The 11,942-nt window shown below is 74.3% G+C and carries 17 protein-coding genes; 9 read left to right on the top strand and 8 right to left on the bottom strand.

Going from position 1 to position 11,942, the window contains the following annotated elements:
• Positions 1 to 3: 3 nt before the first annotated feature.
• Genes FE634_RS18740 through FE634_RS18725 form a run of 4 tightly spaced genes read left to right on the top strand, consistent with a single transcriptional unit; the run spans position 4 to position 2,999 of the window.
• Positions 4 to 1,572: a long-chain-fatty-acid--CoA ligase gene (locus FE634_RS18740; RefSeq protein WP_138876749.1), complete on the top strand. Its 1,569-nt coding sequence runs from the start codon at positions 4 to 6 to the stop codon at positions 1,570 to 1,572.
• A gap of 14 nt (positions 1,573 to 1,586) precedes the next feature.
• Positions 1,587 to 1,760: a hypothetical protein gene (locus FE634_RS18735; RefSeq protein ID WP_246060697.1), complete on the top strand. Its 174-nt coding sequence runs from the start codon at positions 1,587 to 1,589 to the stop codon at positions 1,758 to 1,760.
• Between the two features lie 52 nt (positions 1,761 to 1,812).
• Entirely contained in the window at positions 1,813 to 2,559 is a 747-nt protein-coding gene (locus FE634_RS18730) for a hypothetical protein (RefSeq protein ID WP_137293947.1), read from the top strand.
• A complete protein-coding gene (locus FE634_RS18725) occupies positions 2,556 to 2,999 on the top strand; it encodes a hypothetical protein (protein ID WP_138876748.1) in 444 nt (147 codons plus the stop codon). The genes FE634_RS18730 and FE634_RS18725 overlap by 4 nt, the downstream gene beginning before the upstream one ends.
• 42 nt (positions 3,000 to 3,041) lie before the next feature.
• Here the strand turns inward: FE634_RS18725 and FE634_RS18720 are convergent, their stop codons facing one another.
• Both FE634_RS18720 and FE634_RS18715 read right to left on the bottom strand, forming a co-directional pair.
• The gene (locus FE634_RS18720; RefSeq protein WP_138876747.1) at positions 3,042 to 3,569 is read right to left on the bottom strand and encodes a hypothetical protein; all 528 of its coding nucleotides are present in this window, start codon (positions 3,567 to 3,569) and stop codon (positions 3,042 to 3,044) included.
• 46 nt (positions 3,570 to 3,615) lie between these two features.
• A complete protein-coding gene (locus FE634_RS18715; RefSeq protein WP_138877236.1) occupies positions 3,616 to 4,128 on the bottom strand; it encodes a general stress protein in 513 nt (170 codons plus the stop codon).
• Between the two features lie 70 nt (positions 4,129 to 4,198).
• Here FE634_RS18715 and FE634_RS21240 point away from each other — a divergent pair, with 70 nt between their 5' ends.
• Genes FE634_RS21240 through FE634_RS18695 form a run of 4 tightly spaced genes read left to right on the top strand, consistent with a single transcriptional unit; the run spans position 4,199 to position 5,871 of the window.
• Positions 4,199 to 4,426, top strand: coding sequence for a hypothetical protein (locus FE634_RS21240; protein ID WP_170981578.1), 228 nt, complete (start codon positions 4,199 to 4,201; stop codon positions 4,424 to 4,426).
• Between the two features lie 10 nt (positions 4,427 to 4,436).
• Positions 4,437 to 4,691, top strand: coding sequence for a phosphoribosylformylglycinamidine synthase subunit PurS (gene purS / locus FE634_RS18705; RefSeq protein ID WP_137293944.1), 255 nt, complete (start codon positions 4,437 to 4,439; stop codon positions 4,689 to 4,691).
• Positions 4,688 to 5,359, top strand: coding sequence for a phosphoribosylformylglycinamidine synthase subunit PurQ (purQ, locus tag FE634_RS18700; protein ID WP_137293943.1), 672 nt, complete (start codon positions 4,688 to 4,690; stop codon positions 5,357 to 5,359). Before purS ends, purQ begins: the two co-directional genes overlap by 4 nt.
• Entirely contained in the window at positions 5,356 to 5,871 is a 516-nt protein-coding gene (locus FE634_RS18695; RefSeq protein ID WP_138876746.1) for a DUF3817 domain-containing protein, read from the top strand. The genes purQ and FE634_RS18695 overlap by 4 nt, the downstream gene beginning before the upstream one ends.
• Before the next feature lie 249 nt (positions 5,872 to 6,120).
• On the opposite strand, the gene FE634_RS18690 is transcribed toward FE634_RS18695, so the two are convergent.
• The 5 genes from FE634_RS18690 to FE634_RS18670 form a co-directional block, all read right to left on the bottom strand.
• Positions 6,121 to 6,882, bottom strand: a complete 762-nt coding sequence (locus tag FE634_RS18690; RefSeq protein WP_138876745.1) for an enoyl-CoA hydratase-related protein — start codon at positions 6,880 to 6,882, stop codon at positions 6,121 to 6,123.
• Positions 6,879 to 7,556 carry a nitroreductase gene (locus tag FE634_RS18685; RefSeq protein WP_137293940.1) on the bottom strand — a complete coding sequence of 226 codons (678 nt, stop codon included), beginning with the start codon at positions 7,554 to 7,556 and terminating at the stop codon, positions 6,879 to 6,881. Before FE634_RS18685 ends, FE634_RS18690 begins: the two co-directional genes overlap by 4 nt.
• 5 nt (positions 7,557 to 7,561) lie before the next feature.
• Complete coding sequence (locus FE634_RS18680; protein WP_246060695.1) at positions 7,562 to 8,626, bottom strand: phosphotransferase family protein; 1,065 nt, start codon at positions 8,624 to 8,626, stop codon at positions 7,562 to 7,564.
• Between the two features lie 110 nt (positions 8,627 to 8,736).
• Positions 8,737 to 10,143, bottom strand: a complete 1,407-nt coding sequence (locus FE634_RS18675; RefSeq protein ID WP_138876744.1) for a mycothione reductase — start codon at positions 10,141 to 10,143, stop codon at positions 8,737 to 8,739.
• Between the two features lie 41 nt (positions 10,144 to 10,184).
• Complete coding sequence (locus tag FE634_RS18670) at positions 10,185 to 10,658, bottom strand: RrF2 family transcriptional regulator (protein WP_137293938.1); 474 nt, start codon at positions 10,656 to 10,658, stop codon at positions 10,185 to 10,187.
• A gap of 95 nt (positions 10,659 to 10,753) precedes the next feature.
• Here FE634_RS18670 and FE634_RS21745 point away from each other — a divergent pair, with 95 nt between their 5' ends.
• Positions 10,754 to 11,500, top strand: a complete 747-nt coding sequence (locus FE634_RS21745) for an SDR family oxidoreductase (RefSeq protein WP_138876743.1) — start codon at positions 10,754 to 10,756, stop codon at positions 11,498 to 11,500.
• 12 nt (positions 11,501 to 11,512) lie between these two features.
• On the opposite strand, the gene FE634_RS21740 is transcribed toward FE634_RS21745, so the two are convergent.
• A complete protein-coding gene (locus FE634_RS21740; RefSeq protein ID WP_138876742.1) occupies positions 11,513 to 11,932 on the bottom strand; it encodes a hypothetical protein in 420 nt (139 codons plus the stop codon).
• Positions 11,933 to 11,942: the final 10 nt, after the last annotated feature.

Raw genomic sequence — 11,942 nt, 5'->3', positions numbered from 1 at the left:
GGCGTGACGGACTACAACCTGGCCACCCTCCTCGAGGACAGCGCCGCAGCCCACCCCGACCGCGACGCGATCGTCCTCGGGGCCACCCGGCTGACCTACGCGCAGGTCGACGGCGCGGCCAACCAGGTCGCCGGGCTGCTGGCCTCCCGGGGCATCGAGCGCGGCGACAAGGTGGCGCTGAGCTGCCCGAACCTGCCGTACTTCACGATCGCCTACTTCGGGATCCTCAAGGCGGGGGCGACCGTCGTCCCGCTCAACGTGCTGCTCAAGGGCCGGGAGGTGGCCTACCACCTCGCCGACTCCGGGGCGAAGGCCTACCTCTGCTTCCAGGGCACGCCCGAGCTGCCGATCGGCCAGGAGGGCCACAGCGGCTTCCAGGCCACCGAGTCGTGCGAGCACTTCCTCGTCATCACCGCCGACCCGGCCGCGGAGAGCCCGATCGAGAGCACCGAGACGATGGGCCGCGCGATGGCCGGGCAGCCGCCGACGTTCGCCTCGGTCGCCACCGACGAGGACGACACCGCGGTCATCCTCTACACCTCCGGCACCACGGGCCAGCCCAAGGGTGCCGAGCTGCGGCACCGCAACATGCGCGACAACGCGCTGGCCGGGGCCGACCTCTTCGGGGCCGACGCGGCCACGCCCGACACCTACCTCTGCGTCCTGCCGCTGTTCCACTCCTTCGGCCAGACCGTCATCCAGAACGGCGCCTTCGCCTTCGGCGGGACCGTCGTCATGCTGCCGCGCTTCGAGGCGCGGCCGGCGCTCGAGCTGATGCTCGAGCACGAGGTGAGCTTCTTCGCCGGCGTCCCGACGATGTACTGGGGCCTGCTCGGTGCGCTCGAGGACGGCGTCGACGTCAGCGCCATCGCGGCGAACCTGCGGATCGCCGCGGCCGGTGGCTCGGCGCTGCCGGTCGAGGTGCACAAGGACTTCGAGAAGCGGTTCGGGGTGACCATCCTCGAGGGCTACGGGCTCTCCGAGACCAGCCCGGTCGCGTCGTTCAGCCGGCTCGGCGAGCCGGTGCGGGTCGGCTCGATCGGCACGCCGATCCCGGGCGTGGAGATGAAGCTGCTCGCGCCCGAGTCCTGGGAGGAGATCGAGCCCGGCGGACCCGCGGGCGGGGTCGGCGAGATCGCCATCAGGGGCCACAACATCATGAAGGGCTACCACGGCCGCCCCGACGCCACCGCCGAGGCCATCCAGGACGGCTGGTTCCGCTCCGGCGACCTCGGCCGCAAGGACGACGACGGCTGGTACTACATCGTCGACCGGTCCAAGGACATGATCATCCGCGGCGGCTTCAACGTCTACCCCCGCGAGATCGAGGAGGTGCTCCTCACCCACCCCGACGTCTCCCTCGCCGCCGTCATCGGCGTGCCGCACGAGAGCCACGGCGAGGAGATCAAGGCCGTCGTCATCCGCGCCAAGGACGCCACCGTCACCGAGGACGAGCTCGTCGCCTGGGGCAAGGAGCAGATGGCCGCCTACAAGTACCCGCGCGTCGTCGAGTTCGTCGAGGCCCTGCCGATGACGGCGACCGGGAAGATCCTCAAGCGCGAGCTGTCGTAGTGGCCGCGCGTGGGGTGGGTCTGCTCCTGGCCGGGATCCTCGTGGCCGTCGGGGTGCTCTGGACCCTGCAGGGCCTGGGCTACGTCGACGGCGGCTTCACCAGCGGCCGCACCTGGGCCACGATCGGTCCGCTCGTCGCCGGCTTCGGCGTCGCGCTCGGCTTCGTGCTGCTGCGCCCCCGCCGCTAGCCCGGCGCGCGGAGGCCCGCGGGTGCTGGTGCGGCCCTCGTAGGCTCGCCGCATGACGGCACCGCACGGCCAGGAGGTCGACTACGCCGAGCCGGCCGCGGTGCCGCGCGAGCGCCGCCGGTCGGCGTCGCGGCCCACGGGTCCGCTGTGGGACGGGCCCGCGCGCACGGCGCTGAAGGTGGGGTGCTGGGTCGTCGCCGGGCTGCTGGCGCTGTCGCTGGTGGTGCCGCTGGTCTGGGTCGACGAGACCGGGGCCGACTCGCCCGAGGACGCCGTCGCCCAGCTGCTCCAGGGGATCGTCGACGTCGACCCGGCCGCCGTCCTCGCCGTGGTCGACCCGGAGGAGACCGCGGACCCCGACCGGGCCCGCACCGCCTACGAGCGGCTGAGCAGCCGGTTGCTCCGCGTCGGGGCGGAGGTCCCCGACGAGGTGACGGCGGTGCTGCTGGCCGCGGAGTCCCAGCTCGGCGACGGCGTCGACCGGCGGTCCCTGGCCACGCTCGCCGCCGTCGACCTCTCCCTGGCCGACCTGCGCCTGGACGCCGACTCGATCGGGTCCGGCCCCGTCCGCGTCGTCGTCGTCGACGGTGCGATCGACGTCGTCCTCGACCCCGGCCGGCTCCCGGCGGGCTCCGGTGCCGGGCTGGAGGCCGCGACCTACTCGATGCCGCTGGCCGAGGGCTGGCGCGCCGACGGGGACCCGGTCGTCGAGCCGTTCCTCACCACGGTGCGCCGCGACGGCCGCTGGTACGTCAGCCTGGAGTCGAGCGGCGACGACCTGCTCGGGACGGGCCCGTGACCGACCGGCGCGCCCACGAGCTGGTCGGCGTCGTGCTGTGGGCGCTGGCCGCCGGCGCCTGGGTGGCGGCGATGTGGGTGCCGTGGTTCCGCCACGGCGTGGCCGCCGGGACGTCGCCCCTGGGCGGCGCCGAGCTGCTCCGCACCGGCGTCCTCGACCTCCCCCCGGTCCTCGGCCTGGCCCTGCTGCCGCTGCCCCTGTGCGCCCTGGTGCTGCTCGGGATCGCGCCGCTGCGCGGCGTGGGGGCGATGGTGGCCCGGGTGCTGCTGTGGCTGGTGTCCACCGCCGGCGCCGTCGTCCTCGTCGTGGCGGTCGGCTCGGTGTCGGCGTGGTCGTTCGGTCTCGGCGCGGTCCTCGTCGTGGTCGCGTGCCTGCTCGGCTGCGTCGCGCTGGGTTTCGCCACCGTGCGGAAGCCGGAGCCGGCCCCGCCCGCCGGCTGAGCCCGCCGGCTGGGGCCATCGGCTGAGGCCACCGGCTGGGGGTCAGCCCCGGCGCACCCGGACCGGACCGAGCTCGTCGACGTCGCCGCCGCCGCTGCGCTCGGTGAGCGCGTCGACGCGCACGGTCCCCGCGGTGGCGCCGAGACAGCGCTGGGGGACCGAGATCCGGATCGCGGTCTGGGCAGGGACGGGCCGGACCCGCGCTCCCTGGCAGCGGACCGGCGTCAGGCCCTCGCCGTCGATCCGCACGAAGATCGGTCCGCGGTCGATGTCGGGCTCGCCGCGCAGCTGGCTCCAGCCGACGACGAAGGTCGGCCCCCGCCGGCCGGCGACGGGCGCCACGATCGCGTACGCCGACGTCCGCCGCGGCGCGACGGCGTCCAGGACGAGGTCGACCTCGAGCCGGCGCTGGCGGTTGGCGACGGTGAGCTCGGCGAGGTCGAGGTGGGCCGGGACGCCGGCCTCCGGCGCCTCGCCGACCGAGCCGGTCTCGGCGTGCGAGGCCGGGGTGACGAGGGTGACGAGGGCCAGGACGCCGGCGACGGCGAGTCCGAGACGGGTGCGGGTCATGGGCCGGAGGCTACGCCGCCGCGGCACCACCACCGGCCCGCCGCGCTCAGGCGAACGGGTCGGGCAGCGCCCCGGGCAGCCCGGCGAGGAGCTCGCGCGCCTGGCCGGCGACCTTGTGCTCGACGAGGACCTCGTATCGGGTGGCGACGACCTGCGTGACCGACTGGAAGTCGCGCTGGCCGCGGGTCATCGCGTAGCCGAGCAGCGACCAGATCAGGAAGAAGAGCGCACCGAAGAGCACCGTCGACAGGATCGTCGCGACCGCGCTCTCGTCGGTGAACAGGGTCAGCACGACCCCGATGAACAGGCCGAACCAGGCGCCCGACGCAGCCCCGGCCAGCGCGACCCGGCCGGTGGTGAGGCGGCCGGTGATCCGCTCGATGCGCTTGAGGTCGGTGCCGACGATCATGCAGTTCTCGACCGGGAAGTGCTCGTCGGACAGGAAGTCGACGGTCTTCTGGGCCTGCGCGTAGTCGTCGTACACCGCCAGCGACTGCGGGAACTCCAGGCGCAGCGGGGTGGTGGGGCCGGGGCGTCCGCGGCCGGTGGGTGTCGACATGCTCATGGGTCCATTGTGCCGCGTCCCCTGAAGCCGGGGCCGGGTTGGACCGGGACCGCATGCTGGGAGGGTGAGTGAACCCCGCCGTCGTCGTCGCGTCTTCGTGACCGCGGGCCTGTCGGCCTCGGCCGCCGTGCTGGCCATGGCCGTGCAGGCCGGGGCGTTCGAGGACGACGGCGCGGCCGGGTCCTCCTTCGGCGACACCGCGGCCGTCGAGCCGGCGGCCGAGCCCGCCGACCGGGCCGGCGGGGAGCCCGACGGTGGGCCCGACGACGGTGCGGACGCCGGGGCCGAATAGGATCGGGCCCGTGCCCAAGGTCGTCGTCGACGTGATGCCCAAGCCCGAGATCCTCGACCCCCAGGGGAAGGCGGTGCTCGGAGCCCTGCCGCGGCTCGGGTTCGTCGGCGTGGCCGACGTCCGCCAGGGCAAGCGCTTCGAGCTCGACTTCGAGGGCGAGGTCACCGAGGCCGTCCTCGCCGAGGTGCGCGACATGGCCGAGAAGCTGCTGTCGAACCCCGTGATCGAGGACTTCACCGTCCGCGTCGAGGACGCCGTCCGGTGAGGGTCGGGGTCGTCACCTTCCCCGGCTCGCTCGACGACGCCGACGCCCAGCGCGCCGTCCGGATCGGCGGCCACGAGGCCGTCGCGCTGTGGCACGGCGACCACGACCTGCGCGGGGTCGACGCCGTCGTCCTGCCCGGCGGCTTCTCCTACGGCGACTACCTGCGCTGCGGCGCGATCTCCCGCTTCGCGCCGGTGATGACCGAGGTCGTCGCCGCCGCCGGGAGGGGGATGCCCGTGCTCGGCATCTGCAACGGCTTCCAGATCCTGTGCGAGTCGCACCTGCTGCCCGGTGCGCTCGTGCGCAACGACCACCAGAAGTTCGTCTGCCGCGACCAGCGCCTGCGCATCGAGAACGTCGCGACCCCGTGGACGGCGTCCTACACCGACGGGCAGGAGGTGACGGTCGTGCTCAAGAACGGAGAGGGCGGCTTCGTCGCCGACGTCGCCACGCTCGACCGGCTCGAGGGCGAGGGGCGCGTCGTGGCCCGCTACCTCGACCAGAACCCCAACGGCTCGCTGCGCGACATCGCCGGCATCACCAACGAGCGCGGCAACGTCGTCGGCCTGATGCCGCACCCCGAGCACGCCGTCGAGGAGCTCACCGGCGCCGGCACCGACGGCCTCGGCTTCTTCACCTCGCTCGCCGCCGCCGCGTTCGCCTCGTGAGCACCGCAGGGCGTCCCACGGGTGCCGCGTCCCGCGCCTCCGCCGGACCGGAACCCGACCGCCTCCTCACCCCGCAGCGGCTGTTCCGCACCGTCGCGGTGGCGGAGGCGATCACGTGGGCGCTGCTGCTCGTGGGGATGGTGCTGAAGCGGGTCACCGAGACCACCGACCTCGGCGTCCAGGTCTTTGGCCCGCTGCACGGCGTCGTCTTCGTCGCCTACTGCGTCACGACCGTCGTCGTCGCGGTCGACCAGCGCTGGACGATCGGGCGGACGCTGCTCGGCCTGCTCGCCTCGATCCCGCCGTTCGTGACCGTCGTCTTCGACCTCCTGGCCGAGCGGCGCGGCGCGTTCGGGGCCTGGCGGCTCACGACCGGGCCCGCCGAGCGCGGCGTCGACCGGCCCGTCGGCTGGCTGCTGCGCAACCCCGTCCGCGGCCTGCTCGCGGCCCTGGCCGTCGTCGCCGTCCTGACCGGCCTCGCGCTGCTCGTCGGCCCGCCCGTCGGCTCCTGACCCCGACCCAAACGGCGCGATCGCGCGGTTTGGGTCGGTCGGGGGGTCGGTGGCGTGCCCGAATGGCGCGATCGCGCGGTTTGGGTCGGTTGTGGGTCGGTCGAGGGGTCTGTGGCGTGCCCGAACGGCGCAATCGCGCGGTTTGGGTCGGTTGGGGTGTCTGTGGCGTGCCCGAACGGCGCGATCGCGCGGTTTGGGTCGGTCGGGGGGCCTGTGGCGTGCCCGAACGGCGCGATCGCGCGGTTTGGGTCAGCGGCTCCAGCGCGGCGGGCGCTTGTCGAAGAACGCGCCGATGCCCTCGGCGGGGTCGGGCGACTGCGCGATCCGGGCGATGGCGAGGTCGGTCGCGGTCCACCCCGCGGCCTCGGCCGGGCCACGCGAGTCGTGCAGCGCGCGCAGCGACGCCGACACGGCGTCCGGGGAGTTGCGGGTGATGCGGGCGGCGAGCTCGCGGGCCCGCTCGAGGGCCTGACCGGGCTCGGCGAGCACGTTGACCAGGCCGACCTGGTGGGCCCGCTCGGCCCCGACGGGGTCGCCGGTGAGGAGCATCTCGGCCGCGATCGCGGGCGGCAGCCGGTCGGCGGACCGGAAGAGGCCGGCGCAGGTGGCGACCAGGCCGCGGGCCACCTCGGGCAGGCCGAAGCGGGCGTCCGTGCCGGGGACGACCAGGTCGCAGGCCAGCACCAGCTCGAAGCCGCCGCCGAGGGCGGGTCCCTCGACCGCGGCCACCAGCGGCGTGCCCCGGCGCCGCCGGACGAGGCCGTACTCGCCGCCGCGGTCGGTGGCCGGGCTGCTGGGCTCGTGCAGGTCGGTGCCGGCGCAGAACGCCGGCCCCCGGCCGGCCAGGATGCCGACGTGCAGCGACGGGTCGTCGTCGAGGAGGTCGAGGGCGGCCGACAGCGCGTCGGTGAGCTCGCGGTCGAGGGCGTTGCGCTGGCGCGGCCGGTTCATCGTCAGCACGAGGACGGCGCCGTCCCGCTCGACCTCCAGGACGCCGGCGGCGGAGGTCACGGCCGCTCGACGACGGTGACGAGGTCCTCGAGCGCCGCCCGGCTGGTGCGGAAGGTGTTGACCGGGTGCTCCTCGTCGGGGCGCCCCAGCGAGACACCGCACACGACGACGCGGTCGTCGTCGAGCCCGAGCAGCTCGCGGACGGCGCCGGCGTACATGCCGATCGCACCCTGGGCGATCGAGGCCACGCCGACGTCGAGGGCGGCGTTCATCAGGTTGGCGACGTAGCCGCCGCAGTCGAGGGCGCCGTAGGTGCCCTGGGCGCGGTCGGAGGTGATGATCGCGACGTGCGGGGCGCCGAAGAAGGTGTAGTTGAGCAGCATCTGCTCGGCGCGCCGGCCGAGGTCGGAGCGCTCGATGCCGAGGCTCTCGTAGAGCGCGTAGCCGGCCTCGCGGCGGCGCTCCCGGTAGACGCCGGTGTAGGCCGCGGGCAGGTCGAGGTCGGGGCTCTGCTGCTCGGGGGAGGCGTTCGCGACCACGTGCTCCGACAGCTCCTTGCCGAACCACTGCGCACTGTCGCCGCTGAGGAGGTGCACGCCCCACGGCTGCGTGTTGCACCAGGACGCCGTCTGCTGCGCGGTCGCGAAGATCCCCCGCAGGACCTCCTCCTCGACCGCCTCGGGGCGGAAGGCCCGGCAGCTCCAGCGCTCGGCCATCAGCTCGGTGAACTCCATGGCGCTCAGCCTTCCACGCGGTCGAGGCGGGCCAGGCCGGCCCCCAGGAGGAGGGGCACCGCCTGGCCGGCGGTGTCGAAGCCGGAGCCGTGGGCGGCACCGGCGCGGAAGCGGTGGTCGATGCCGGCCGAGATCACGGCCAGCTTGTAGTAGGCGAGCGCGAGGTGCTGCTCGAAGTCGCGCAGCGGGACCCCGCCGGCCTTCTCGTAGGCCGCGGCGAGGCCGTCGACGTCGGGCAGCCGGTCGCTGGTCCAGGCGCACGGGGAGCCGATGACCAGGTCGAAGGCCGGGTCGCGGTAGACGCACATGTTGGCGACGTCGGCCACCGGGTCGCCGATCGTGGACAGCTCCCAGTCGACGACCGCGGCCACGGTGACGTCGCCGGGGCCGGCGTCGGTGCCGTCGCCGAGGCGGACGAGGGTGTTGTCGAGGCGGTAGTCGCCGTGCACGATGCCGGTCGAGAGCTGCTCGGGCAGCCGGTCGGCGAGCCGGGTCGACAGTCGCTCGGCCAGGTCGCGGACGTCGTCGTCGAGGTGGGTGCCGACGATCTCCCACTGCCCCGACCAGCGCTTGTGCTGGCGCTCGGCGTAGGCGTCGGGGCGCCCGAAGCGCTCGAGGCCCACGGCGACGTGGTCGACGCGGTGCAGCGCGGCCAGGGTCTCCGAGAGCGCCTCGACCGTGCGGTCGAGCTGGGCGTCGCCGAGCGCCTCCAGCTCGTCCTGGGCCTGCACGGCGCGGCCCTCGACGAAGCCGCAGATGGCGAAGGCGCCGCCGAGCAGGCTCTCGTCCTCGCACACCGCGACCGCGGGCGCGACCGGGACGTCGGTGGGTCCGAGCGCCTTGACGACCCGGAACTCCCGGGCCACGTCGTGCGCCGAGGGCGTGCGGCCGGCGCGCGGCGGCGTCCGCATCACCCAGGCCGCGGCGCCGTCGTCGAGGCGGAAGGTGAGGTTGGACCGCCCGCCGGCGATCAGCCGCGACGTGAGCGGACCCTCGAGCGTGACGCCGGCGTCGCGCATGACGCCCGCCACCGCCTCCAGCTCGACCGGGGTGAGGTCGTTGGTTGCCACGTCTGCTCCTCTGGTGCGCCTGCCGCCCGGCCCGTCCGAAAAACCTAGCGATCGTTCGGTTAAGGGTGACGCAGCGACGGCGACGGGTCAACCCGGGCGCCCGGCCGGCATCAGGAGTCGAGCTCGGCCTCGAGCTTGAGGAGGGCGTTCTCGACGACCTCGCTGAGGGCCGGGTGGATCCAGTACTGACCGCGGGCCAGGCCACGGACGGGCTGGTCGAAGCTCATCGCCTGCACGAGCGGCTGGATCAGGTTGGAGGCCTGGGGCCCGATGAGGTGGGCGCCGACGAGGCGGCCGGTCGCGCGGTCGGCGAGCAGCTTGACCTGGTGGTTCTCCGAGATCGGGTCGTCCTCGCGCAGCGCCCACCCGTGGGCGATGTCGGCGTAGCGTTGGCGGACGACGGCGACGTCGAGCCCCTGGTCGCGGGCCTGCTCCTCGGTGAGCCCGACGGTGGCGACCTGGGGGTGGGTGAAGACCGCGGCCGGCACGAACCGGTGGTCGCTGACGACCAGGTCGTCGGGGTGCAGCAGGTTGTGCTGGATGACGCGGGCGTCCTGGTTGGCGACGTGCTTCAACGGCTCGGGGCTGGAGGCGTCGCCGAGGGCCCAGACGCCCTCGGCGCTGGTGCGCTGGTGCTGGTCGACCAGGATCCGGCCGCGCTCGTCGACGTCGACGCCGCCCCGCGCGACGTCGACCAGGTCGCTGTTGCGCCGGCGTCCGACGGCGAGCAGCAGGGCGTCGACGTCGACGCTGCTGCCGTCGCTGAGGTGCAGGGTGGTGGTGGCGTCGTCGTGGCCGGTCACCCGGGCGAGCTCGACGCCGAGGCGGACGTCCCAGCGCGTGGCGGCCTCGGCGGTGTAGGCCTGCGCGATGTCGGCGTCGTGGCGCTTGAGGAGCGTCTTCGCGGCGTCGACCTGCACCACGCGGGAGCCGAGGCTGGAGAAGACGTGGGCCAGCTCGGCGCCGATGTAGCCGCCGCCGAGGATGCCGATCCGGGCCGGGAGCGTCTCCAGCCGCAGCACGGTGTCGCTCGTGTGGTGCTCGACCTCGTCGAGGCCGGGGATGTCGGGGACGATGGGCCGGCTGCCGGTGGCGAGCACGACGTGGTCGGCGGTGAGGTCGACCGAGCCGCCGTCCTCGAGGTCGACGGTGAGCGCGCGCGGGCCCGTGAACCGCGCCGTGCCGGCGAGGGCGTCGACGTGCTCCTGGCCCTCGCGGTAGGAGCGACCCGACGCGGCGAGGAGGTCGACGCGGCCGAAGATCCGGTCGCGGATCGCGGGCCAGTCGGCGCCGTCGAAGGACGTGTCGAGGTCGAAGCGCACGCCGTCGGCCGCGTCGTGGGCGTGGTCGGCGGTCGCGACGTACATCTTCGAGGGGATGCAGCCCCGGTTGAGGCAGGTGCCGCCGTAGGTCCACCTCTCGACGATCGCGACCCGCCAGCCGGCGAAGCGGCGGTCGACGATGGTGTTGCCCGAGCCGGTGCCGACGACCACGAGGTCGTAGTGGGTGGAGGTCATGGGCGAACGGTGCCAGACCCGACCCCCTGCCTTGGGGTGGGTCAGCCCGCGAGCCAGCCGCTGAGCTGTCGCAGGGCCGCGCTGCCGCTCGTGGCCTCAAAGGTCGCCGCGAGGTCGGCCACGCTCACCTGCCGCAGCGACGTCTGCCAGGCCTGCTCGGCCTCGTGCATCACCTTCGCGATCCCGCACGGCGACAGGCAGGCCTCGCCGGTCGTCGGGAACGGGCCCTGCTGGCGGATCTCGGTGCAGCGGAACGCCGGCTCGGTGCCGTCGACGGCGCGGACCACGTCGAGCACGGAGATCTCGGACGCCGGTCGCACCAGGAGGTAGCCGCCGTCGCGCCCCTCGGTCGTGGAGACCAGGCCGGCGCGCGACAGCGACTGGAGGGTCTTGGCCAGGTAGCTGCGGGAGACGTCGTGCAGCTCGGCGAGACGGGCGCCCGGCACCGGCGCGGTGGCCCGGCTCAGCACGACGCAGCAGTGCAGTGCCCACTCGACCCCCGCTGCCAGCTTCACGCCACCACCCTACCGGAACGCGGACTATTGCCATCCACGTTCAACGTGGATATGTTGTGTCCACGTTTATCCCACCTCTCGAGAGAAGCATCGACATGCGCGTACTGGTCATCGGCGGCACCGGACTCATCGGCTCCCTCCTCACCGAACGGTTGCGGACCGCGGGTCACGAGGTCACCCCCGCCTCGCCCGCCTCCGGCGTCGACACGATCACCGGCACCGGCCTGGTCGAGGCGATGGCCGGCATCGACGTCGTCGTCGACGTGACCAACTCGCCGGTCTGGGACGACGACGCCGTCCTCGACTTCTTCGTGACCTCGACCGGCAACCAGCTGGCCGCCGAGAAGCAGGCCGGCGTGGGGCACCACGTCGCAGTCTCGATCGTCGGTGCCCGCGACCTGCCCACGAGCGGCTACCTGCGGGCCAAGGTCGCCCAGGAGGACGCCATCGCCGGCGGCGGGGTGCCGTTCTCGGTGCTGCGTGCGACGCAGTTCTTCGAGTTCGTGGGCGGCATCGCCGAGGCCGGCCTGGTCGGCGACGAGATCCACCTGCCGCCCGCGCCGTTCCAGCCGGTCGCTGCCTCCGACGTCGCCGACGCGCTGGCCGACGTCGTCACCTCGGCCCCGCTCGACGGCTACGTCGAGGTCGCCGGCCCGGAGCTGTCGACGATGGCGGAGGTGGCCTCCCGCGTCCTGGCGGCTCGCGGCGACGCGCGGCCGGTCGTCGTCGACGAGGGGGCGAGGTACTTCGGCGCGGACGTCGCCGGCGGCGCACTGGCCCCGCGCGGGAAGCCCGGACACACCGGGGTCACGACGCTGGAGCAGTGGCTCGCCCGGGCGTGAGGTCGCGGGGGCTCACTGCTGCCAGCGCAGCAGCGCCGCCACGGGGGCTCCCCCGAGCACGGAGGCGGGCAGGACGGTGACCTCGGCGTCGGTGAGGACGGCGGCCGCGAGGAGGACCCGGTCGGCGGGCATCGGACCGTGCGCCCCGGTCTCCCCGAGCGCGAGGCCCTCGACCCGGTCGGGGTCGAGCTCGAGGTCGGCGGCCCCGGCCGGGTCGAGCACCAGGTGGGCGACCTGTCCCCGGACGAAGGCCTCGGCGACGTCCTTGACACCGGTCGCGACTCCCTCGCCGCGGCCGAGCCGGGCCCTGACCTCGTGCACCTGGTCCAGCCGGCGGCGCACCACCTGGGCGGTGAGGGCGTGCTGCACGGCCCGCTCCAGGGCCTCGTCGCCGCCGTCCTCGGCCCGCTGACCGCTCTTGATCTCGACCACCTCGGCCCCT

It is taken from the genome of Nocardioides sp. S-1144 (assembly GCF_005954645.2).
In the GTDB taxonomy this organism is placed as follows: Bacteria; Actinomycetota; Actinomycetes; order Propionibacteriales; family Nocardioidaceae; genus Nocardioides; species Nocardioides dongxiaopingii.
The sequence above is the reverse complement of the archived record's forward strand: the minus strand, read 5'-3'. Positions and strand labels throughout refer to the sequence as shown.

Excerpts from the sequence above, each read along its gene's own strand:
- FE634_RS18730 (WP_137293947.1), top strand. The coding sequence starts at position 1,813 with ATGACGGCACCGCACGGCCAGGAGGTCGACTACGCCGAGCCGGCCGCG.
- FE634_RS18720 (WP_138876747.1), bottom strand. The coding sequence starts at position 3,569 with ATGACCCGCACCCGTCTCGGACTCGCCGTCGCCGGCGTCCTGGCCCTC.
- FE634_RS18715 (WP_138877236.1), bottom strand. The coding sequence starts at position 4,128 with ATGTCGACACCCACCGGCCGCGGACGCCCCGGCCCCACCACCCCGCTG.
- FE634_RS18685 (WP_137293940.1), bottom strand. The coding sequence starts at position 7,556 with ATGGAGTTCACCGAGCTGATGGCCGAGCGCTGGAGCTGCCGGGCCTTC.
- FE634_RS18675 (WP_138876744.1), bottom strand. The coding sequence starts at position 10,143 with ATGACCTCCACCCACTACGACCTCGTGGTCGTCGGCACCGGCTCGGGC.
- FE634_RS21745 (WP_138876743.1), top strand. The coding sequence starts at position 10,754 with ATGCGCGTACTGGTCATCGGCGGCACCGGACTCATCGGCTCCCTCCTC.